The following is a 521-nucleotide window of genomic DNA, read 5'->3' on the forward strand; positions in this document are numbered from 1 at the left end:
TACAATAAGCGAAACGAAAGGGAACCCATCGGTTTTGATAAACACTTTGCCCCCACTTGTTTTAGAGAGCACTCCTATCGTTATGATAGCTTCGATAAGAAATACGAAACCTTAAAATATACAAGTCCGAAAGAGTGTAAAGAATGTCCACTAGCTAACGAAGGGATTTGCCAAAAGGTTTATAAAGTGAAAATCACGACAGACCTGCGAAGATATACCGCACCAGCGCGTGGTTCACAAGCATGGAAAAACATCTTCAAACGTCGCACCGCTGTAGAACGTGTGAATTCCTATCTTAAGGAGTTCTTTCAGCTTAACAATGTTCGCTATCGTACAGGAAAACGTGCGAAAGTTCACTTTGACATCGTAACACTTGTTTACAACGCTTCAAAACTCGCAGCAGATCGTATTAATGCACAATTGAATCAACAAAATGCTTCATGATTTCTGTTTTTAAAAATACAATTTAGAAATTCTGTATATCTGTGTATTTTTAAAAAGAGCAATTATGAAATTGACTC

Annotated in this window: 1 protein-coding gene; it reads left to right on the forward strand. The window is 37.4% G+C overall.

Annotation, left to right across the window (positions count from 1 at the left end; all coding sequences use genetic code 11):
* Positions 1 to 444 (forward strand): transposase (locus GJS40_RS01520; RefSeq protein WP_270895589.1); only part of this gene is annotated, 444 nt, incomplete at its 5' end.
* Positions 445 to 521 lie beyond the last annotated feature (77 nt).

Origin of the sequence: Aliibacillus thermotolerans, assembly GCF_027853235.1 — a bacterium.
GTDB lineage: Bacteria > Bacillota > Bacilli > Bacillales > Marinococcaceae > Aliibacillus > Aliibacillus thermotolerans.